Genomic DNA, 19,489 nt, shown 5'->3' with positions numbered 1-19,489 from the left:
ACCCTATGCACGAGGACAAGGACATCGCCGCCATCGAACGCGCGATGGTCGCCATCAGGCGCAGGCAGCGGCGGCGCGCCCTCGCCGCGGCCGACGGCGCGGGCCCCGAGCACGACGTCCTCGACGTCATCGAGGGCGCCCGCGAGCCGGTCACGGTGACCGGGGTCGCCGAGGCGCTCGGCGTGGACCAGCCGCGGGCGAGCCGGCTGGTGGCCGCCGCCGTGACGGGCGGCCTGGTGCGGCGCGAGGCCGACCAGGCCGACGGCCGGCGCTCGCACCTCGTGCTGACCGACGCCGGGCGGGACGCGCTGGCCCGTGCGCACGAGAGCAGGCAGGCGAGCTTCGCCGAGGCCACGCGGACGTGGACGGCGGCCGAGCGGGCGGAGTTCGCCCGGCTGCTCACCCGGTTCGTGGAAGGGATGCGCTAGACCTTCGTCTGGCCCCAGACGAGCAGCATGGCGATGATGAACACGATCATCACGCCCGCGTAGCCCACGGCTCCCAGGCGGAAGGCCCGGCGCACCCGGTTGAGCAGCCAGGCGAACAGCAACGCCAGGAAGACCAGGAGGATCAGGCCGCCGGATTCCATGCTGTCCAGTATGCGGCGCGGGGCCGGTCCGCGCGCGGCCCCGCGGGCTTCCGGTCAGAATTCGAAGGACCGGCCGATGATCTCCTTCATGATCTCGGTGGTGCCGCCGTAGATCGTCTGCACCCGGCTGTCCAGCCAGGCCCTCGCCACGGGGTACTCCGTCATGTAGCCGTAGCCGCCGTGGAGCTGGAGGCAGCGGTCGATGACCTTGTTCTGCAGCTCGGTGGTCCACCACTTGGCCTTGGCCGCGTCCACCGCCGTGAGCTCGCCTGCGTTGAGCGCGAGGATGCACTTGTCGACGTAGGTGCGGGCGATGTCGGTCTCGGTCGCCAGCTCGGCCAGGACGAACCTGGTGTTCTGGAACGAGCCGATGTTGCGGCCGAAGGCCTGGCGGGACCTGCAGTACTCGATGGTCTGCTCCAGCACTGACTCCGCCGAGGCCACGGCCGCCACGGCGATCGACAGGCGCTCCTGGGGCAGGTTGTGCATGAGCTGGAAGAAGCCCTCGCCGTCGTTCGGGCCGAGACGGTTGGCCACGGGGACCCGGACGTTCTCGAAGAACAGCTCGGCGGTGTCCTGGGCCTTCATGCCGACCTTGTCCAGGTTGCGCCCGCGCTGGAAGCCCTCCGTGCCCCGCTCGACCACGATCAGCGTCGTGCCCCTGGCCCTGGCCGCCGGATCGGTCTTGGTGACCACGACCACCAGGTCGGCGTTGATGCCGTTGGTGATGAAGGTCTTCTGGCCGTTGATGACGTAGTGGTCGCCCTCGCGGACCGCGGTCGTCCTGATGCCCTGCAGGTCGCTGCCCGCGCCGGGCTCGCTCATCGCGATCGCGGTGATCAGCTCGCCGCTCACGAAGCCGGGCAGCCAGCGCTGCTTCTGCTCGTCGTTGGTGAGGTCCACGACGTACGGGGCCATGACGTCGTTGTGCAGCGAGAACCCGAGGCCGGACGCGCCGTGCCGGATGATCTCCTCGACGATCACCGCGTTGTAGCGGAAGTCCTTGACGCCCGCGCCGCCGTACTCCTCGGGCACCGAGAACCCGAACATCCCCAGCTCGCCGGCCTGTTTCCAGACCTCGCGCGGGACGATGCCCTCCTTCTCCCACCGCGCGTGGTGCGGCACCACCTCGCGGGTCATGAACTCGCGCACCGTCTCACGGAAGAGCAGGTGCTCCTCGTCGAAAAGATCTCTCTCCATACGCCACCTCCAGAACGGGATTCTGTTACTGGACACGGCTTCATCACAAGTGATGGAAGATGGGGCATTCCGCATGTGTTGTCGGTCTTCGCGACTCTAGGATCTACCCTCGGTCTATTTGTGGGTGATCGGAGTCTCCCGTGAGTCGGTTGCGCAAGGCGTTGATCGCCGCATCGGTCGGTTCCGTGGCGGCATTAGGTGCGATGGTGTCGTCGAACCTGCCCGCGTCGGCGGCGCAGGCCGATCTTGAGGTCGAATACATCTGTAAGCCGACCGGTACGAGCAGCATCGTCAGGCACGGTCCGGTGCGGCTGGTCACCAATCTGACCTTCGACACCGACCTCGTCGTGGGCGGGCCGCTCAACTACACGTGGAAGCTCCAGTACACCGGTGACGGCAGCCGGTTGCAGTCACCCGGCTACTTCGGGCCGGGCGGAGAGGTCCACGCCATCGGCAACCTCGAGCTCAAGAGCAACTGGGTTGGCATCCTGCAGCCCAAGGGCAGCGCCGATCCGGAGAAGGCCCTGCGGCCTGATGACGAACTCGGCCTGCCTCCCATGCTGAACGACCCCGGCCTCATCGACAAGCCGGGCACTATCAAGATCACCCCGAAGGACATCGACCTCGACTTCACTCCGCCGGACAGCAGTGTGGTCATCAACGACGGTGACGACACCGACAACCCGAGCGACATGCAGATCGTCTACCACGGCACGTGGACGCCCGTGGGCGGCCGCCCGTCCTCCGAGCATCACGTGCACAACGACCTGCACGAGACCACCGAGTTGAACGCCTCCGCTGAGCTGACCTTCGTCGGCACGAGCGTCAAGTACATCGGCCCGACGGACAAGGACGCCGGGCCGGTCAACATCTACATCGACGGCATCAAGCGGGCGACGGTGGACCCCTCGCGCGACGGCAACGACGACCCGGTGAACCATGACCTCAACGGCGGCCAGCCGTTGTGGGTCTCGCCCAAGCTGACCTACGGCAAGCATGTGATCAAGGTCGAGAACGCCTCGACCAAGCCTGCCTGGCTGGACGCGTTCGAGGTGTCGACGGCCACCGCGCAGCTTCCGACCGGATTCCACGGCGCGAAGTGCACGCCGGCCAGCCCTCCCGGATCCATCGTGGTCACCGTCGGGGAGAGAGTGACCAGCCCGCCGCCCACGACGAACGAGCCCACGACCACGCCGCCGACCAGCCCGCCGGCGACCAACACCAGCACCGGCACCCCGACGACCACGGCGACCGGCACGAACTCGCCGTCGCCGAGCTCGCAGTACACCCACCCGGGGATCGTGATCGTCGGGCCCGGCGGCACCAGCACCACCACCCCCACCACCTCGACCTCCGCCACCCCGACCGTGACCAAGTACGTCAGGCCGCAGGTGGTCAAGACGCCCAAGGGCGGGGTGAACACCGGTGAGGCGCCGGATCCGCCGGTGGACTCCGGGGCGTACACGTTGATCGCGGGCGGCTCCGCGATGATCATGGGTAGCGCCGCGGGCGGCCTGGTGCTGTGGCGTCGCCGCGCCGCACACGCCGGAGGTGTGAAGTGATGAGCGAGCAGAAGCAGAAGTCGACTCTCGACAAGGCGATGCCGGGCCTGCTGATCGCGGGCTCGCTGGCCGGGGTGGGCGCCGTCATGGTGGGCCTGCTCTCGCTGGCGCCCACGGTGGACGACGGCTCCGGCCCCGGCGGCCCCCTCGCGGCGGGCCAGCCGTCCACGGTGCAGATCGAGAACGCGGGCGCGTTCGTCCTGCCGCCGACCGTCGGCCCCGGCGGCAAGAGCGGCCTGACCCCGGCCCGCATCGACGCGCCGCCGCCGCTGGCCGCGGTGCCGACCGTGGCCCCGATCCCGGCGGCCAGGACCACGAAGGCCAAGGCCAAGGCGAAGCCGTCGCGCATCAAGATCCCGAAGATCAAGGTGAACGCGCCGGTCGGCCAGGTGACGGTGGACCTCAAGGGCAACCTGGGCACCCCGTCGCTGAGCAAGCCGAACCAGACCGGCTGGTACCGCTTCTCCCCGCTTCCGGGCGAGAACGGCCCGACGGTCATCAACGGGCACGTCAGCACCCGCAAGGGTCCCGCCGTCTTCGCCCGGCTCTCGGAGCTGGTGAAGGGCGACAACATCTACGTGTACCGGTCGGACGGCAAGGTCGCCCGCTACACGGTGAGCGGGATCGAGCAGGTCAGCAAGACGACCTTCCCGACGAAGCGGGTCTACGGCAACACCGAGGGCGCGCAGCTCCGGCTGATCACCTGCGGCGGCGTCTACAACAAGGGAGCGCACAGCTACAAGGACAACATCGTCGTGTACGCCACGCTCTCGAAGAAGAAGGTCTGACCCGGGAGCAACCGGTTTGACGGTTTACGGGAAGTTGACAGGTAGAGTTCGTAAGATCTCAACCTAGCCGAGACCAAGAATTGGAAAACTGGCACACTCCCGCCAACCTGCACTGAATTGGAGATGGAAGTGCTGACGTCCAAGGCGCGGCGCCGCCTCGCCCTCAAGACATCCGCCATGGCCGTCCTCGGTGCAGGGATCTTCGGTGGGCTGCCGGTGGTGGCCGCGCTGGCCGCCCCGGTCGACGTGGTCTACAGCTGTACGGCGACGGGCAGCCAGCCCACGAACGTGCCCTTCCGCATGGAGCTGCGCACCCCGGCCGCCGCCACGCCCAGCGGGGCGGTCACCGTGACGTGGGACATCGCGCAGCCGACCAACACGCAGAGCCGGCTCCCGGCGCCCTCGGAGATCACGCCGAGCAGCGCTGTGGTGGCCGTGGGCACGATCAGCCCGAGCGGCACACCGGTGCCTGCGACGCCGGTGACGGTGGGGCAGACGTCCACGCCGTTCGCGACGATCTCCGAGGGCAGCCCGATGCCGCTGGCCACCATGACCATGGTGATCACGCCGACCGCGACCGGCACGGTGGCGCTCAAGGGCGGCGGCTTCGCGCTCCAGGTCAACGGCCACCCCGTCTACACCTGCGCGCCGGGCGCGTCCGGGGGGCCGTCGGCGCAGTTCGTCGTGACGACCGGGGGTACGGGCACGCCGACGGGCACCGGCACCCCCACCAGCACCGGGACCGGCACGCCGACGCCCACGCCCACCACCTCCACCCCCCGGCCGACCAAGACGACCACCGAGATCGTCACCATCACCCCGTCCAGCAAGCAGTCCACGAAGAAGTCCCAGACCCCCAAGGCGGGCGCCGACACCGGTCTGGGCGGCACGATGGGGCCGGACGGGCGGACGTTCATCCTGGCCGGAACCGCGCTGATCGGCGCCGCCACGGTGGGCGGGCTGCTCATGCGCCGGCGCAACGCGACCAGGGGCTGAGCGCGGTGTCGGGATACCACCCGTACGGCGGCGGACTTCCTGCCCCGCAGCCGCCGCAGCCGGACAAGGGGAGCACAGCGCTCAGGGCGGTGCTGATCGTGGCGGCCATCGCCGGGGTCGTGACGGTCGTGGCCGGGCTGCTGATCGTGCTGAACTCGCCCGACGAGTACGGCCTGGCCGCGAACAACCGCGACAGCCTGGCGCTGCCGTCCCAGCCGCACGCCGCGGGCAACAACCCGGAGCAGGCGCTCTTCCAGGCCGACCCCGACGCGCCGCCGCCGCTGCCGCAGATCACCCCGGCCCCGCCGATGCTGCCGTCCACCCCGATCCGGGTCGTGATCAAGCGGCTGGGGATCAACGCCCCGGTCAAGACCGTGGGCCTGGCCAAGGACGGCACGATCGAGGTGCCGCCGGCGGACGACCCGAACCTCGTGGGCTGGTACCGCAACATGTCCACGCCGGGCGAGGCGGGCCCGGCCGTGCTGCTCGGGCACAAGGACACCAGGACGCGCAGTGCGGTGTTCAGCAGGTTGCCCGAGATCAAGAACGGCGACACCATCGAGGTCAAGCGGCAGGACAAGACCACGGCGGTGTTCACCGTGGGCGGCGTGGAGCAGGCGAACAAGAAGACGTTCCCGACCCAGCGCGTCTACGGGCCGCAGGACAACGCCCAGCTGCACCTCATCACCTGCGGCGGGACCTACGACCGGCGCACCGGGCACTACACCGACAACGTCATCGTCTACGCGACGATGACGAGCTCCTATCGAAGCTGACCGCATAGAGCGGCTCACTGGCAAGCGCGGAGGCGGGCATGGGCTGGATGGCCAAGCGGAGACTGCGTACGGGCCCGACGGCGGTGCTGCCGGCCAAGGTCCAGCCGGCCGAGCTGTTGCAGGTCGTACGGCTGGCCGACCCGGCCGCCCGCCTGGACGGCGACGACGTCGTGGCCACGGACGTACGGGTGTGCGCGCCCGTGGAGGCCGAGCCCGGGCTGACGGGCGGCGTGCTGGAGAAGTCGTGGGCGGTGCGGGTGGCCGGCGAGGGGCCGCTGCCGCTGGACTTCTTCGACCGGTTCCTGGCCGAGGGCATCGCGTTCCGGCTGAAGGGGCTCGCGGTCTGCCGCGGCGAGGTGAGCGACCCGGCCGACGAGGAGGACTCGGGCCCCGCGGTCATCGTCCCGGTGCGCCCGTCCGCCGAGGAGCTGGCGCCGCTGCTGGAGCCGCAGGAGGACGACGAGTTCACGTTCACGGCGGGGGAGATCCGGGCCGTGCTGGTGCCGCAGAAGGGGCAGCCGCCCGCGGTGGGGGAGCTGCTGCCGTTCGCGACCGAGCTGACCGCGATCGAGCTGCGCGGCGACGAGCCGGCCAAGCTGGGGGCGTTGGCGCTGGAGCTCGCCGACCAGCTCAACGGGCTGGTCGTGGACCGGTGGCGGTTCCGGGTGGACGCCGCGGAGGACCTTCTCCCCCCGGAGTGAGCAGCGCCAGAACGTCGTTCTGTTGTAGGCTGCCCTTAGTAACCGAATAATGCTCGGTTTCCAGGAGGCACTGTGGCAGAGGCGTACATCGTCGGGGCGGTCCGCACCCCGGTCGGCAAGAAGAAGGGCGGTCTTTCCACCGTCCACCCCACTGACCTGGCCGCTCACACGCTGAAGGCGCTCGTCGAGCGCACCGGCGTGGACCCCGCCGCGGTCGAGGACGTCATTCTGGGATGCGTCATGCAGTTCGGCCCCCAGAGCATGGACATCGCCCGTAACGCCTGGCTGTCGGCCGGTCTGCCGGAGACCGTCCCCGGCGTCACCATCGACCGCCAGTGCGGCTCCTCGCAGCAGTCGATCCACTTCGCCGCCCAGGGCGTCATGTCCGGCACGCAGGACCTCGTCGTGGCCGGCGGCGTCGAGTCGATGAGCATCGTCCCCATGGGCTCGTCCATCAAGGCCGCGCTCGACATGGGGATGCCGTTCCCGTTCGGCGAGAAGTGGGTCGAGCGGTACGGCAAGCAGGAGATCTCGCAGTTCCGCGGCGCGGAGCTGATGTGCGAGAAGTGGGGCTACACCCGCGAGGTCCTGGAGCAGTTCGCGCTGGAGTCGCACCAGCGGGCCGCCAAGGCCATCGCGAACGGCTACTTCAAGGAGCAGATCGCCCCGATCAACGGCGTCGAGGACGACGAGGGCCCGCGGGCGGACACCACCCTGGAGAAGATGGGCACCCTCAAGACCCTGAAGGAGGGCGGCCAGATCACCGCGGCCACCTCCTCGCAGATCTCCGACGGCTCGGGCGCCGTGCTCATCGCCTCCGAGCAGGCGGTCAAGGACCACGGGCTGACCCCGCGCGCCCGCATCCACCAGCTCGCGCTCATGGGCGACGACCCGGTCTACATGCTGACCGCGCCGATCCCCGCCACGCAGCGGGCGCTGAAGAAGGCCGGCATGTCGATCGACCAGATCGACGTCGTGGAGATCAACGAGGCGTTCGCCCCGGTGCCGCTGGCCTGGATGCACGAGCTCGGGGCCGACCCGGCCAAGGTCAACCCCAACGGCGGCGCCATCGCCCTCGGCCACCCCTTGGGCGGCACCGGCGCGATCCTGATGACCAAGCTCCTGCACGAGCTGGAGCGCACGGGCGGCCGCTACGGCCTGCAGACGATGTGCGAGGGCGGCGGCCAGGCCAACGTCACGATCATCGAGCGGCTCTAGGAGCAGATGAAAGAGACGGAGCGCCGTCTCCTCGGCCGACGAGGAGGCGGCGCTTCCGCATGTCACACGCGGGACGCCGCGATCACCCGGTCGAGGGCGTCGCGGGACTCGCTCAGGTCCGCCATCGCCCGGTCGATGCGCTCGCGCTCGCCGCGCAGCTGCCCGACGACGTCCCGGCAGGTGGGGGCCAGCACCTCGCCCTCGGGCTCCAGGCAGGGCAGCACGGTCGCGATCGTCGAGGTGGACAGGCCCGCCGAGAGCAGGCAGCGGATGCGGCGCACGGTCTCCACGTGGGCCTCGGTGTAGACGCGGTAGCCGCTGGGAAGGCGCTCCGGGGCCAGCAGGCCCTGCTCCTCGTAGTAGCGCAGCAGCCGCTCGCTCACGCCGGTGCGCCGGACCAGCTCGCCGATCCGCATGTGATCCCCCTCACCGCCGATTGACTCTCACATCCATGTGAGACTTTAGCGTACCCGCATGAAACAGGGACTTTTCGTACCGGCCATGCTCATGGTGAGCGTCTTCGTGGTCGGCACTTCCGAGTATCTGATCGCCGGGTTGCTGCCGCAGGTGGCCGCCGACTTGGACGTCACGCTTTCCACGGCCGGGCACGCGGTGACGGCGTACGCGCTGGGCGTCGTGGCCGGCGGGCCGCTGGTGACGATCGCGACGGTGCGGCTGCCGCGCAAGGGGCTGGCGCTGGGGTTGCTGGTGCTGTTCGCGGCGGGCAACGCGATCTGCGCGGTAGCCGGGTCGTACGGGGTGCTGATCGCGGGCCGGGTGGTCGCCTCGCTCAGCCACGCCGCCTTCCTGACGCTGGCGCTCATGCTGACCGTGCGGGCGGTCGCGCCGGAGCGGGTGGGGACGGCCATCGCGGTCGTCGGCTCAGGGTTCTCGGCGGCGACCCTGCTGGGCGTGCCGGTCGGCGTGCTGGTGGGGGACGGGGCCGGGTGGCGGGCGCCGTTCGCGGGGCTCGCGGTGCTGGCGCTGGCCGCCGTCGTGCTGCTGGCCGTGGTGCTGCCACGGGAGGCCGCGCCGGACACCAGCGTCGCGGCCGAGCTGCGAACCATGCTGCGCCGGCCGGTGCCGGTCGTGATCGCGACCACCGCCGTGGGGCTGGCGGCCACCTCGACCGTGTTCACCTACCTCGCGCCCGCCCTGTCGCGGATCACCGGGTTCGCGCCGGCGGCGGTGTCGGCGTTGCTGCTGGTGTACGGCGTGGGCGGCCTGGCGGGCGGCCTGGTCGCGGGACGGCTGGCCGACCGGTCGCTGCCGGCCACGGTGCGCGGGACGTTCGCCGGGCTCGCGGTGGTGCTGGCGCTGTTCCCGTTCGCGCTGGGATGGCCGGTGGCGGCCGTGGCCGTGGTGCTCGCGTTCGGCCTGCTGACCTCCGCCACGACCCCGGTGCTGCAGAGCCTGCTGCTGCGGCACGCGGGCGGCGCGCCGACGCTGGCGGTGTCGGTGAACGTGTGCGCGTTCAACATCGGCATCGCGGCCGGCTCCGCGCTCGGTGGCGGCCTGGTCGCGGCGGACGGCCTGCGGTGGCTCGGGCTCGCCGCCGCCGCGCTCGCCCTGGCCGCGCTGGCCGTGAGCTACGTGGCCGTCCCGGCGGCCCGCCGTCAGGTCAGCGCGGCCGGCGGTTCCGTAGCGCGAGCACGCGGGCGAGCGTGACGGCGGCTCCCGCGAGGGCCGTCACGAGCAACGTGATCGACAGCGGCGCCGCGAAGTACGTGAGCTGCGCCCACGTGACGGTCCTGCCGTTCATCAGGAACGACACCCAGTCGGGGTAGGTCGCCAGCACCACGGCCGGCAGCAGGGCGGGCAGCAGCCGGAGCGCGTACCACCGGCGGGGCCTGGCCGCCCAGCGGCGGGCGCGGAGCACCCCCAGCGCGCCGAGCCCGGCCGCCACGAGCGCGACCGCGGCCAGGATGCCGTCGTAGAGCCGCCGGTCGGCGCCCGGCGGCTCGGGCACGCGGCCCTCGCTCAGCGCCGTCAGCCCTTGCATGATCGTGTACGTGTCGTCCTGCAAGGCCGCGCTGTTGCTCATCACCGCGAAGCCGTAACCGGTGCGCGGCGAGAGGGCGGCCACCGCCGTGTACGTGAACAGGTTCCCGGAATGCACGAGCTGCCCGGACTCCTCCTCCACGCCCCAGCCCATCCCGTACGGGCGGACCGCGGCGGGCGTGTGCATGGTCTCCAGGCTCCGCTTCCCGACCACCGGACGGCCGTCCCCGGACTGGGCGATGAGCCACTTGCCCATGTCGTTCGCCGTGGTGACGACGCCGCCCGAGCCGCTGCCGTTGAGGAAGGCGGGCAGCTCGGGGCGCGGCAGCCAGGCCCCGTAGACGGAGTTGTAGCCGTCGGCGGGGCGGACCACCTGGTCGCTCACGGCGCTGGAGGTCATGCCGAGCGGCCCGAAGACCCGATCGCGCAGGTACGAGCCGAAGTCCCGGCCCCCGGCCACCTCGACCAGCCGGGCGGCGAGGTCGTAGTTGACGTTGCAGTACTCCCATCGGGTGCCCGGCTCGGCCCGCAGCCGCCCGCCGGACAGCCGGGCGGTGTAGTCGGCCAGCGTGATCGTCTCCTCCAGGGCGTTGACGTCGACCGTGGTGTCCGACAGGCCGGAGGTCTGGTTGAGCAGCTGGCGCACGGTGACGCGGGCGGCGCGCGGGTCGGCCATCCGGAAGCCGGGAAGCTGCGCGGCGACCGGGTCGTCCAGCCGGATCTTGCCGCGCTCGACGAGCGTCATGACCGCCGTCGCGGTGAACGCCTTGCTCACCGAGGCCACCCGCATCGGCGTGTCGGCGGTGACCGCGTGGCCCTCGGAGTCGTGGCCGTACCCGGCGGCGTGCACGACCTGCCCGTCGTGGGTCACGACCACCGACACGCCCGGCAGGCCGGTGGTGGCGACGGCGTCGCGCACGTACGCGTCCACGGAGGCGGGAGTCAGGGCGGGAGCGGGGGCCGGGAAGAGGGCGCCCGCCGCGAACAGGCTGATCAGGAGCGTTTTCACGTCACGAAACCTAGGGAAGGAGCAGCCCCCTCCGGATCTGCCGTCCGGTCACCGGCGCCCCTGACGAAAGTCGGGTCTCATCTGAGAAAGAGGGCATATAACCGGCACCGGGACGGCGTGACGTCTGGAGGCGCGATGACGCAGCACACCAGGTACGAGGAGTCCAGAGCGGTCGGCGAGCAGGCCCGCGAGCAGGAGTGGACCCGGCCCAGCTTCGGCAAGCAGCTCTTCCTCGGCGACTTCCGGCTGGAGCTGGTCCATCCGGCGCCCGCCCTGCCCGACGAGGCCGCCAAGCGGGGGGAGGAGTTCGTCCGGGCGGTCCGCCGGTTTCTGGACGGGCACGTCGATCCCGCGCTCATCGAGCGGACCGGGCAGATCCCGGACGACGTGGTCAAGGGCCTGGCCGGGCTGGGCGCGTTCGGCATCACGATCGGCGAGGAGTACGGCGGGCTCGGTCTGCCCTACCTGTACTACTGCCGGGCCCTCATGCTCGTCGGCTCGTACTGCCCGGCGCTGGCCACGCTGCTGTCGGCGCACCAGTCGATCGGGGTGCCGCAGCCGCTGAAGCTGTTCGGCAGCGAGGAGCAGAAGCGCGCGTTCCTGCCGCGCTGCGCGCGGGGCGAGATCTCCGCCTTCCTGCTGACCGAGCCCGACGTGGGCTCCGACCCGGCCCGCCTGGCGACCACCGCCGTCCGCGACGGCGACGACTACGTGCTCGACGGCGTCAAGCTGTGGACGACGAACGGCGTCATCGCCGACCTGCTCGTGGTCATGGCGCGGACCGGGAAGAAGATCAGCGCGTTCGTGGTCGAGGCCGACTCGCCGGGCATCACGGTCAGGCGGCGCAACACGTTCATGGGCCTGCGCGGCATCGAGAACGGCGTCACCGAGTTCAAGCAGGTCAGAGTGCCCGCGGGGAACCTGATCGGGCGCGAGGGCGACGGGCTGCGGATCGCGCTCACCACGCTGAACACCGGCCGGCTCTCCCTGCCCGCCACCTGCGCGGGCAACGCCAAATGGGCGGTGCGGATCGCCCGCGAGTGGAGCAACGCCCGGGTGCAGTGGGGCCACGCCATCGGCCGGCACGAGGCCGTGGCCACGAAGATCGCCTTCATCGCGGCCACCGCGTACGCGCTGGAGGCCGTCATGGAGCTCAACTGCCGCCTGGCCGACGACAAGCGCAACGACATCAGGATCGAGGCCGCGCTCGGCAAGCTGTACGCCTCGGAGATGGGCTACCGGGTGCTGGACGAGCTGGTCCAGATCAGGGGCGGGCGCGGCTACGAGAGCGCGGAGTCGCTGGCCGCGCGCGGCGAGCGCGGCGTGCCCGCCGAGCAGATGCTCCGCGACGCCAGGATCAACCGCATCTTCGAGGGCTCCACCGAGATCATGCACCTGGCGATCACCCGCGAGGCCGTGGACGCCCACCTGTCGGCCGCCGGCGAGCTGATCAACCCGGACGCCTCCCGCCAGGAACGCGCCGCGGCGGTCAAGCGGGCCGGCCGCTTCTACGCCGGCTGGCTGCCCACGCTGGTCGCCGGCGCGGGCACCCTGCCCGGCGGGTACGCCGCCTTCGGCCCCCTCGCCGCCCACCTCCGTTTCGTGGAGCGGACCAGCAGGAAGCTGGCCCGGTCCACCTTCTACGCGATGTCCCGCTGGCAGGGCAGGCTGGAGCACCGGCAGGCGTTCCTCGGGCGGGTCGTGGACATCGGGGCGGAGCTGCTCGCCATGACCGCCGTCTGCGTCAAGGCCGAGAGCGACTCCGCCGATCTCGGGCGGCGGCCGTACGAGCTGGCCGACACCTTCTGCCACCAGGCCAGACGCCGGGTGGACACGCTGCTCGACCGGCTCTGGGACAACACCGACGCCCGGGACGTCCGGCTGGCCGGGTACGTGCTGGACGGCCGCTACGACTTCGTCGAGGAAGGCGTGCTGGACCCGTCCATCGACGGGCCGTGGATCGGCGCCCCCGAGGGCGGCGAGAACGTCCGGCGGAAGATCACCTGACATCTGGTCTAGACCGGTTGTGCGCAGCCGTCGCGATGACTGTTGTCGAACCGCAATAGACCGGTATAGACCGGGTGGGGAACGCTCGCTTACGCTGGCGCAAACACGGAGGGCTTCCGGGTCATCGCAGTGCCTCCGTGAGCTCATCCCCCTGGGCGGGGTCCGACCACTGGTACGGACCAGCGTCACCCGTCCGACGAGAAGGCGGTATCTCCAGTGAACATGAAGCTTGTGGGCGGCGCCGCTCTCAGCCTTGCCACGCTGCTGGTCCTGACCAGCTGCGGCTCGGGCGACGGCGGCAGCGGCAACGGCGGCGGCGACCAGGCGTCCTCCGGCGGCGAGGTCACGCTCAAGATGGTCGCCGCCGACTACGGCGACGGGCCGGGCAAGCCGAACTCGGGCGAGACGTTCTGGAAGGGCGTCGTGGACGAGTTCCAGGCCGCGAACCCCGGCATCAAGGTCGACGTCCAGGTCATCAACTGGAACGACATCGACAAGCAGGTCGCCACCATGGTCCAGAACGGCCAGGTGCCCGACATCCTGCAGACCGGCGACTACTCCGGCTTCGTCAAGGACGGGCTGCTCTACAAGACCGACGAGGTCCTCTCCCCGAACGTCTCCGGCGACCTGCTGCAGAAGTTCGCCGACTTCGGCAAGGTGGACGGCACCGGGTACGGCATCCCGTTCGTCTCCTCCGCCCGCGCCATGTTCTACAACAAGGACCTGTTCAGCAAGGCCGGCATCAGCGAGCCCCCCAAGACCTGGGACGAGCTCAAGGCCGCCGCCGAGAAGCTGAAGGCGGCCGGCGTGACCCAGCCGTTCGGCCTGCCCCTCGGCCAGGAGGAGGCCCAGGGCGAGTCGTTCCTGTGGATGCTCGGCAACGGCGGCGGCTACAAGGACGCCTCCGGCAAGTGGGCCATCAACTCCCCGCAGAACATCGAGACCTTCACGTACATGAAGGGCCTGGTCGACGCCGGCCTGACCACCCCCAACCCCGGCACCAAGGACCGCAAGACGGTCTGGGAGGACTTCGGCGCCGGCAAGGTCGGCATGGTCAACGGCGGCCCCATGTCGATCCCGATCTTCGACGCGGCCGGCCTGAAGAACTACGGCGTCGCGCCCATCCCCGGCAAGAGCGGGCCGCTCGACACCACGCTCGGCGTCATGGACTGGATCATGGCGTTCAACAAGAACGGCCACGCCGCCGAGATCAAGAAGTTCTTCGACTTCTTCTACACCGGCAACGCCGCGCAGAAGATCTCCGACACCTACAAGCTGCTGCCGGTCACCAACGGCGGCATCGAGAAGCTGTCGGGCGACGAGAAGCTGAAGCCGTTCCTGGACGCGCTGCCCAACGCCAGCTTCTACCCCTTCCAGGACCCGAAGTGGGCCGAGGTGAACCCGGCGATCAAGCAGACCATCGGCGGCGCCGTCAAGGAGGACCCGGCCAAGGTCCTCGGCGAGCTGCAGAAGGTCGCCGAGGCGGGCTGATCACGGTGGCCGGCCCGGCGTCCGTGACGGGCGCCGGGCCGCCTCCCGTGACGACACTGTCCCACGTGGAAGGTTCTGCATGAGAAGGTTGCGCGCCCTCGAACCCCTCGCCTGGGTCGGGCCGGCCGTGGTGCTCATCGCGGTGGTCGTGCTCTGGCCGGTGATCGAGATGATCCGGTCGTCGTTCCTCAAGATCAGCCGGTTCGGCGTGGTCCAGGGCGGCAACGGGCTGGCGAACTACGAGAAGCTCTTCAACGAGAAGGACTTCGCGGACATCATGGTCCGCAGCGTGATCTGGGTGGTCGCGGTCGTCGTGCTCACCGTGCTGGTCTCGCTGGCCCTCGCCCAGCTGTTCAACCAGCGTTTCCCGCTGCGCAAGGTGGCCCGCTGGGCGCTCATCGCGCCCTGGGCGGCGTCCGTGCTGATGACGGCGATCATCTTCAAGTGGATGCTCGACCCCGAAGTGGGCGTCATCAACCAGATCCGCCTCAAACTCGGGCTCATCGACGCGATGGGCGGCGCGGCGGCCGACCAGCTCGGCGACGCCTCCACGGCCATGCCGTGGCTGGTGTTCGTGGCCGTGTTCGTGTCGGTGCCGTTCACCACGTACGCGCTGCTCGCCGGCCTCGCCACCATCCCCGGCGACGTCTACGAGGCGGCCAGGATGGACGGGGCGGGGCGGCTGCGTACGTACTGGTCGATCACGCTGCCGCTGCTGCGCCCCGCGCTCACCGTGGCCGCGCTGATCAACGTGATGAACGTCTTCAACAGCTTCCCGATCATCTGGGCCATGACCCACGGGCAGCCCGGCTACTCCACGGCCACCTCGACGATCCTCATGTTCATTCTCAAGAGCTCCGACATCGGCGAGTCGGCCGCCATGTCCGTGGTCAACTTCGGCATGGTCGTCGTGCTGACCGTGATCTTCCTGCGGGTGTCGCGGTGGAACAAGGAGGTGGCGTGATGGCGAGCCGAGGCGCCGTCGTGCGCACCATGCCCAGGCTCAAGACCGTGCTCGTCGCGGCCGCCGCCTACGTCGTGGCGCTGATCTTCCTGTTCCCGTACGTGGTGATGCTGCTCACCTCGCTGCGCAGCCAGGACTCGCTGCGGGACGTGACGTTCTGGCCCGACGAGTGGGTGTGGTCGAACCTCGCCGGCTTCTGGAGCAGCGGCCTGGCGGGCAACCTCTGGGTCACGATCAAGGTGGCCGCCGGCTCCACCGTGCTGGTGCTCCTGGTGGCGCTGCCCGCGGCGTACTACTCGGCCCGGCACCGCTTCAGGGGACGGACCGCGTTCCTGATCCTGGTGCTGATCACCCAGATGTTCCAGCCCACGGCCATGCTGGTGGGCATCTACCGCGAGTTCTACCAGTTCGGGCTGGTGGACTCGATCTGGTCGCTGATCCTGGTCAACGGCGGGTTCAACCTGGCGTTCGCGGTCTGGATCCTGAACGCGTACTTCGCCTCGATCCCGCGGGAGCTGGAGGAGGCGGCGTTCATCGACGGCAACGGGCGCTTCGGCGCGCTGTTCCGCATCACGCTGCCGCTCGCCATGCCCGGGGTCATCACGGCGCTGATCTTCACGTTCATCGCGGCGTGGAACGAGTTCGTGGTCGCGCTCACGCTGACCACGACGCCCGACAGGCAGCCGCTCACCGTGGCGCTGAACTCCTTCATCGGGCAGTACCAGGTGGACTGGCAGAACCTGTTCGCCGGTTCGGTGATCGCCACGATCCCGGTGATCATCCTGTTCGCGCTGATCGAGCGCAAGGTCGTCGGCGGCCTGACCGCCGGATCGATCAAGTGAGGCGCGGGGGAGGCCCACCGGCCTCCCCCGGCCGCCCTCAGCTCTGGGGAACGCGCGCCACGCAGAAGACCGTCTGGCCGAACGGCGGACGGAAGAACCGCTCGATGAGCCGCGTCAGCGGCACCACCGTACGGTCGTAGATCTTGACCAGGCGCGGGTCGGGATAGCCGACGCCGCCCCGGCGCACCGCCGCCCACCAGGCGATGCCGCCCAGGAAGTTGATCGGCTTGAGCACCTCGACGTCCAGGCCCGCCCGCGCGACCGTGGCGCCCAGCGTCTTCGGCGTGTAGCGCTGGACGTGGCCGACCTTGCGGTCGAAGTCGCCGTAGAGCTGGGGGTAGCCCGGCACCCAGATGATGATCCGGCCGCCCGGCAGCGTCACCCGCGCCAGCGAGCGCAGCGCCTCGGCGTCGTCCTCGATGTGCTCCAGGACGTTCATCAGCACGACGGTGTCGACCTTGTCCTTCAGCGGGATGTCGGTCGGCAGGCCGAACTGCAGCACGTCGATCTCGTCGCGCCCCGCGAAGCGCTTCTCCAGCTGCTCGACGCAGTAGGGGTCGAAGTCGCTGACCACGAGCCGGTCGAGGCGCGGCAGGAACTGCTCGGCGAAGTGCCCGAGACCCGAACCGATCTCCAGCATCGAGCGGCCCACATGCGGGGCGACCATGTCGAACTCGTACTGCCGGTAGTTCTTGGCCTCGTCCCCACCGAGGTGGTTCTCCAGGGCCTCGTCACCGGCCGCCGGTTGCACTACACGGTCATACCCAGAAGACATAGTCCCGTTCCTTCAAGGGAGCACACGGATTGCCCGAGTCTAATGCCCCGATCAGCGGCAGGGGTCACGCGATCCGATGGACGCTCTTCCCTGCTGGCCCTGGTTTGCGGTGGAATCTGACTCGTCATGGACGACGACGAGGCGATCGCGCGCTCGCTCGACGGTGACCTGAACGCCTATGAGGCTCTGGTCGCCCGCTACAGCGCGCTCGCCCACCGTACCGCGTACCTGCTCGGCGCGGGGGACGAAGCCGAGGACGTGGTGCAGGAGGCGTTCGTCAAGGCGTTCCGGCACCTGCCGGGCTTCCGGCGGGAGTCGCCCTTCCGGCCGTGGCTGCTGCGGATCGTGGCCAACGAGACGCACAACCTGACCCGGTCACGGGGGCGGCGCGCGGAGCTGGCGCTCCGGCTGGGCGCGGCCGCCGACGGGCGGGCGCCCGACGACCCCGAGGGGGCCGCCGTCGCCACCGACCGCCGCGCCCGGCTGCTGGCCGCCGTCCGGTCACTGCCCGAACGGGAACGCCAAGCCGTGGTGTGCCGGTACTTCTTACAGCTGACGGAGGCGGAGACGGCCCAGGTGCTGGACTGTCCGCTGGGCACCGTCAAGTCCAGCACCCATCGGGGGCTGGCGCGGCTGAGGGAGGAGGTGGGCAATGAACTCGCATGACCCGAACGACCCGGACACTCCGGACACGCACGCAGACACTCCGGACCGGGATGCGGACGCTTCGGACGCGCGTCCGGACGCGCTGGAGTCCGAGCTGCTCGCCCTCGGCGCCCTGCTCGACGTGCCCCCCGCCGCCCCCGCCACCGACATGGCCACCGCTGTCCGCGCCCGCCTCACCCAACCCGATCCCGGTGCGCCTGCCCGGCCGGACCCCGTCCTGCCTGCCCGACCGGGTGGGCGGCGGAGGCGGCGGTGGGTGGTCGTGGTGGCGGTGGTGGCGGTGGTCGTGGCCATCACCGCCGCCACCCCGCAGGGCCGGGCCGCCGTGGTGAAGATCCTCCGCTTCGCGGGCGTCGAGCTGCGGGTCTCCGACACCCCGCCCCCGCCGCTCACCACCACCGCGCCGCTCCCAGGCGAGCGCACCGTGGCCCCGGAGGAGCTGCCGGCCCTGGCCCGCTTCCCGGTACGCACCCCCACCCGCCTGGGCCCCCCGCGGACGGCGACGGTCTCCGACGGCGGCCGGGTGGTGTCGATGTTCTGGCCGGGCGGCATCCGCCTCGACCAGTTCGACGGCGAGATGAGCCCGTACTTCTTCAAACAGCTCGGCCCTCCGTTCCCCACGCACGTCGAGCTCGACGGCGGCGCGGAGGGCTGGTGGGTCGGCGGCGAGCACCCGCTCGGCTACCTCCGCCGCGCGGACGGCACGGCCGTGCCGCTCCGCCAGGCGGCGCCCACGCTCATCTGGACGAGCGGCGGCGTCAACCACCGCCTGGAGGGCGTACGCACCGCGCGCGAGGCCGCCGAGATCGCCGCATCACTCCGGTGACCCGGTGAGCCAGTCGTCGACGCCCTTCAGCAGCTCCTTGCGCACCGCCTCGGGCGCCGCCGACGAGCGCACCGACTGCCGGGCCAGCTCGGCGAGCTCGGCGTCGGAGAAGCCGTACTCCTCCCTGGCCAGCTCGTACTGCCGCAGCAGCCGGTCGCCGAACAGCAGCGGGTCGTCGGCCCCCAGCGCGATCGGCACCCCCGCGTCGAACAGCCGCCGCAGCGGCACGTCGGCGGCCCGCTCGGCCACCCCCAGCCCGACGTTCGAGGTCGGGCAGACCTCGCAGCAGATCTGCCGATCGGCCAGGCGGCTCATGAGCCAGTCGTCCTCGGCCGACCGCACGCCGTGCCCGACCCGGTCGGCCCCCAGGTCGTCCACGCACTGCTGGACGCTGCGCGGGCCCAGCAGCTCGCCGCCGTGCGGCACGGCCAGCAGCCCGCCCCGCTTGGCGATCCTGAAGGCGCGCTCGAAGTCGCGGGCCTCGCCCCGGCGCTCGTCGTTGGACAGCCCGAAGCCGATGACCCCGTGATCGCGGTATTGCAGGGCGAGCCTGGCCAGCGTGTTGGCGTCCAGCGGGTGCCTGGTCCGGTTCGCGGCCACGATCACCGCGATGCCGACGCCGGAGTGCTCGGCGGCCTGGCGCACGGCGTCCAGCATCAGCTCCAGCGTGGCCGTCAGCCCGCCGAACCGCTGGGCGTAGCCGGACGGGTCCACCTGGATCTCCAGCCAGCGCGACCCGGCCTCCGCCTCGTCCTCGGCGGTCTCGCGCAGCAGCCGGTAGACGTGCTCCGGGCGGGTCAGGACGGACCGGGCGATGTCGTACAGCCGCTGGAACCTGAACCAGCCGCGCTCGTCGGTGGCCCGCAGCTTGGGCGGCCAGTCCTGCTCCAGCGCGTCGGGCAGGTGCAACCCCTGATCCCTGGCCAGCTCGATCAGCGTGGCGTGCCGCATGGAGCCGGTGAAGTGCAGGTGAAGATGTGCTTTGGGGAGCGTGACCAGGGACTTCGGCATCTCCTCATCTTGCCACCGGCGTCGCCATCGGTTGGCTCAAAAGAGGGGTAGGAGGCGGGCCGAGCAG

The 19,489-nt window shown here is 70.6% G+C and carries 20 protein-coding genes; 14 read left to right on the top strand and 6 right to left on the bottom strand.

The annotated features are described in order from the left end of the window. Positions 1 to 5: 5 nt before the first annotated feature. Positions 6 to 428 (top strand): MarR family winged helix-turn-helix transcriptional regulator, encoded by a 423-nt coding sequence (locus ACBR40_RS33135; RefSeq protein WP_371251266.1) that lies wholly within the window; start codon positions 6 to 8, stop codon positions 426 to 428. Here ACBR40_RS33135 and ACBR40_RS33130 read toward each other — a convergent pair. Together ACBR40_RS33130 and ACBR40_RS33125 are read right to left on the bottom strand one after the other, a co-directional pair. Next, positions 425 to 589, bottom strand: a complete 165-nt coding sequence (locus ACBR40_RS33130; protein WP_177240627.1) for a hypothetical protein — start codon at positions 587 to 589, stop codon at positions 425 to 427. The two genes, ACBR40_RS33135 and ACBR40_RS33130, sit on opposite strands and share 4 nt — an antisense overlap. A gap of 54 nt (positions 590 to 643) precedes the next feature. Next, positions 644 to 1,789 (bottom strand): acyl-CoA dehydrogenase family protein, encoded by a 1,146-nt coding sequence (locus ACBR40_RS33125; protein ID WP_371251265.1) that lies wholly within the window; start codon positions 1,787 to 1,789, stop codon positions 644 to 646. A gap of 203 nt (positions 1,790 to 1,992) precedes the next feature. Between ACBR40_RS33125 and ACBR40_RS33120 the strand changes: the two genes are divergently transcribed. The 6 genes from ACBR40_RS33120 (at position 1,993) to ACBR40_RS33095 (ending at position 7,830) form a co-directional block, all read left to right on the top strand. Beyond that, the gene (locus tag ACBR40_RS33120) at positions 1,993 to 3,351 is read left to right on the top strand and encodes a hypothetical protein (RefSeq protein ID WP_371251264.1); all 1,359 of its coding nucleotides are present in this window, start codon (positions 1,993 to 1,995) and stop codon (positions 3,349 to 3,351) included. Beyond that, the gene (locus ACBR40_RS33115; RefSeq protein ID WP_371251263.1) at positions 3,351 to 4,139 is read left to right on the top strand and encodes a class F sortase; all 789 of its coding nucleotides are present in this window, start codon (positions 3,351 to 3,353) and stop codon (positions 4,137 to 4,139) included. Before ACBR40_RS33120 ends, ACBR40_RS33115 begins: the two co-directional genes overlap by 1 nt. Before the next feature lie 123 nt (positions 4,140 to 4,262). Further along, a complete protein-coding gene (locus ACBR40_RS33110) occupies positions 4,263 to 5,135 on the top strand; it encodes a hypothetical protein (protein WP_371251262.1) in 873 nt (290 codons plus the stop codon). Between the two features lie 5 nt (positions 5,136 to 5,140). Further along, entirely contained in the window at positions 5,141 to 5,911 is a 771-nt protein-coding gene (locus ACBR40_RS33105; RefSeq protein WP_344217800.1) for a class F sortase, read from the top strand. 47 nt (positions 5,912 to 5,958) lie between these two features. Continuing rightward, positions 5,959 to 6,612: a hypothetical protein gene (locus tag ACBR40_RS33100; protein ID WP_371251261.1), complete on the top strand. Its 654-nt coding sequence runs from the start codon at positions 5,959 to 5,961 to the stop codon at positions 6,610 to 6,612. A 72-nt stretch (positions 6,613 to 6,684) separates the two neighbouring features. Next, on the top strand, positions 6,685 to 7,830 hold the full coding sequence (locus tag ACBR40_RS33095) for an acetyl-CoA C-acetyltransferase (protein ID WP_329585644.1): 1,146 nt from the start codon (positions 6,685 to 6,687) through the stop codon (positions 7,828 to 7,830). 62 nt (positions 7,831 to 7,892) lie between these two features. Here ACBR40_RS33095 and ACBR40_RS33090 read toward each other — a convergent pair whose 3' ends face one another. Beyond that, the gene (locus ACBR40_RS33090; RefSeq protein ID WP_344217795.1) at positions 7,893 to 8,246 is read right to left on the bottom strand and encodes a MerR family transcriptional regulator; all 354 of its coding nucleotides are present in this window, start codon (positions 8,244 to 8,246) and stop codon (positions 7,893 to 7,895) included. 58 nt (positions 8,247 to 8,304) lie between these two features. Between ACBR40_RS33090 and ACBR40_RS33085 the strand changes: the two genes are divergently transcribed. Further along, positions 8,305 to 9,498 carry an MFS transporter gene (locus tag ACBR40_RS33085; RefSeq protein ID WP_371251260.1) on the top strand — a complete coding sequence of 398 codons (1,194 nt, stop codon included), beginning with the start codon at positions 8,305 to 8,307 and terminating at the stop codon, positions 9,496 to 9,498. Here the strand turns inward: ACBR40_RS33085 and ACBR40_RS33080 are convergent. Further along, the gene (locus ACBR40_RS33080) at positions 9,452 to 10,840 is read right to left on the bottom strand and encodes a serine hydrolase domain-containing protein (RefSeq protein WP_371251259.1); all 1,389 of its coding nucleotides are present in this window, start codon (positions 10,838 to 10,840) and stop codon (positions 9,452 to 9,454) included. The two genes, ACBR40_RS33085 and ACBR40_RS33080, sit on opposite strands and share 47 nt — an antisense overlap. Before the next feature lie 135 nt (positions 10,841 to 10,975). Between ACBR40_RS33080 and ACBR40_RS33075 the strand changes: the two genes are divergently transcribed. The 4 genes from ACBR40_RS33075 (at position 10,976) to ACBR40_RS33060 (ending at position 16,144) form a co-directional block, all read left to right on the top strand. Continuing rightward, the gene (locus ACBR40_RS33075; protein ID WP_371251258.1) at positions 10,976 to 12,847 is read left to right on the top strand and encodes an acyl-CoA dehydrogenase family protein; all 1,872 of its coding nucleotides are present in this window, start codon (positions 10,976 to 10,978) and stop codon (positions 12,845 to 12,847) included. Between the two features lie 222 nt (positions 12,848 to 13,069). Further along, positions 13,070 to 14,338, top strand: a complete 1,269-nt coding sequence (locus ACBR40_RS33070; RefSeq protein WP_371251343.1) for an extracellular solute-binding protein — start codon at positions 13,070 to 13,072, stop codon at positions 14,336 to 14,338. 79 nt (positions 14,339 to 14,417) lie between these two features. Continuing rightward, positions 14,418 to 15,302, top strand: a complete 885-nt coding sequence (locus ACBR40_RS33065; protein WP_344217787.1) for a sugar ABC transporter permease — start codon at positions 14,418 to 14,420, stop codon at positions 15,300 to 15,302. Continuing rightward, positions 15,302 to 16,144: a carbohydrate ABC transporter permease gene (locus ACBR40_RS33060; RefSeq protein ID WP_371251342.1), complete on the top strand. Its 843-nt coding sequence runs from the start codon at positions 15,302 to 15,304 to the stop codon at positions 16,142 to 16,144. The genes ACBR40_RS33065 and ACBR40_RS33060 overlap by 1 nt, the downstream gene beginning before the upstream one ends. A 37-nt stretch (positions 16,145 to 16,181) precedes the next feature. Here the strand turns inward: ACBR40_RS33060 and ACBR40_RS33055 are convergent, their stop codons facing one another. Next, positions 16,182 to 16,919, bottom strand: coding sequence for a methyltransferase domain-containing protein (locus tag ACBR40_RS33055; RefSeq protein ID WP_344217785.1), 738 nt, complete (start codon positions 16,917 to 16,919; stop codon positions 16,182 to 16,184). 126 nt (positions 16,920 to 17,045) lie between these two features. Between ACBR40_RS33055 and ACBR40_RS33050 the strand changes: the two genes are divergently transcribed. Both ACBR40_RS33050 and ACBR40_RS33045 read left to right on the top strand, forming a co-directional pair. Further along, positions 17,046 to 17,585, top strand: coding sequence for an RNA polymerase sigma factor (locus ACBR40_RS33050; RefSeq protein WP_371251257.1), 540 nt, complete (start codon positions 17,046 to 17,048; stop codon positions 17,583 to 17,585). Next, on the top strand, positions 17,572 to 18,411 hold the full coding sequence (locus ACBR40_RS33045; protein ID WP_371251256.1) for a hypothetical protein: 840 nt from the start codon (positions 17,572 to 17,574) through the stop codon (positions 18,409 to 18,411). The genes ACBR40_RS33050 and ACBR40_RS33045 overlap by 14 nt, the downstream gene beginning before the upstream one ends. On the opposite strand, the gene ACBR40_RS33040 is transcribed toward ACBR40_RS33045, so the two are convergent. Further along, positions 18,400 to 19,422 (bottom strand): adenosine deaminase, encoded by a 1,023-nt coding sequence (locus ACBR40_RS33040; RefSeq protein ID WP_344217779.1) that lies wholly within the window; start codon positions 19,420 to 19,422, stop codon positions 18,400 to 18,402. The two genes, ACBR40_RS33045 and ACBR40_RS33040, sit on opposite strands and share 12 nt — an antisense overlap. Positions 19,423 to 19,489: the final 67 nt, after the last annotated feature.

This window comes from Nonomuraea sp. AD125B (assembly GCF_041402765.1).
GTDB lineage: Bacteria > Actinomycetota > Actinomycetes > Streptosporangiales > Streptosporangiaceae > Nonomuraea > Nonomuraea bangladeshensis.
The sequence above is the reverse complement of the archived record's forward strand: the minus strand, read 5'-3'. Positions and strand labels throughout refer to the sequence as shown.